2 protein-coding genes are annotated in these 1222 nt (G+C 72.3%); both read right to left on the bottom strand.

The window, feature by feature from the left end:
• The coding region (locus HW577_RS25305) for an FHIPEP family type III secretion protein (protein ID WP_198378845.1) at positions 1–956 on the bottom strand (956 nt) is incomplete at its 3' end.
• Between the two features lie 3 nt (positions 957–959).
• Positions 960–1222, bottom strand: a 263-nt coding sequence (locus HW577_RS25300) for a helix-turn-helix domain-containing protein (RefSeq protein WP_198378844.1), incomplete at its 5' end; no start/stop codon positions are given.

Genomic DNA, 1222 nt, shown 5'->3' with positions numbered 1-1222 from the left:
GCACCCGCGGCGCCCGCCAGCGCGAGGAAGGGCAGCAGCGGCATCCCCGGCATCAGCGCCATGAAGCCCGCCGCGCCGGCGGCGATGGCGAGCGGCTTCGGCCCGGCCCCCAGCTGGTCGACCAGCACCTGGTCGGCCGTGCCTTCGGTGTTGCCCTTGGTGACGACGATGCCGGCCGCGACCGAGACGAGCAGCGCGGGGATCTGGCTGACCAGGCCGTCGCCCACCGTCAGCAGGGAGAAGGTCTGCGCCGCATCGGCGAAGGACAGCCCGTGCCGCGCGACGCCGATCGCCATGCCGCCCAGCAGGTTGATGAAGGTGATGATCAGGCCGGCGATCGCATCGCCCCGGACGAATTTCGCCGCACCGTCCATCGCGCCGTAGAAGCCGGTCTCTTCCTCGAGTTCCTTGCGCCGCCGCCGGGCCTCGCCCTCGTCGATCAGCCCGGCCGAGAGGTCGGCGTCGATTGCCATCTGCTTGCCCGGCAGCGCATCGAGGCTGAAGCGTGCCGCGACTTCCGCGATGCGCCCCGAGCCCTTGGTGATGACCATGAAGTTCACCACCAGCAGGATCGCGAAGACGATGAGGCCGACGAGCACGTCGCCGCCCATCAGGAACCCGCCGAAGGCCGAGACGACATGGCCCGCCGACTGCGGCCCCTCATGCCCGTGCGTGAGGATGAGGCGGGTGGTCGCGACGTTGAGCGCGAGGCGCAGCAGCGTCGAGAGCAGCAGCAGCTGCGGGAAGGAGGTGAAGTCGAGCGGCCGCCTGAGGAACAGCGACGTCATCAGCACCAGGACGGACAGCGTGATCGAGACCGCGAGCCCCATGTCGAGCAGCACCGCGGGCAGCGGCACCACCAGCACGGCGAGCAGCGCCACGACGCCGAGCGCGAGCGTGACGTCGTTGCCGGGCGTGGCCCGGCGCAGCCAGCCGGGAAGGGCGATCGATCCCACCGGCTACCCCGCAGCCAGCGCGTAGGGCGGCTGGCCCGGAACCGGCGGCACCGCCACCCCGGCCGCGCGGTATTCGTGCAGCTTGTTGCGCAGCGTGCGGATCGAGATGCCGAGCATCTCCGCCGCCCGCGTCCGGTTGCCCAGGCAATGGGACAGCGTCTCGAGGATCAGTTCGCGCTCCACCTCCTCGACGCGCCGGCCGACCAGCGCCGCGACGGGCTGGGCCGGGGCGGCGGCGGCCGCGGCGGCGGCGAGCGGGGCGGTAG

This window comes from Neoroseomonas rubea, from assembly GCF_016106015.1.
Lineage (GTDB): Bacteria > Pseudomonadota > Alphaproteobacteria > Acetobacterales > Acetobacteraceae > Neoroseomonas > Neoroseomonas rubea.
This window is presented reverse-complemented; position numbering and strand designations above follow the sequence as displayed.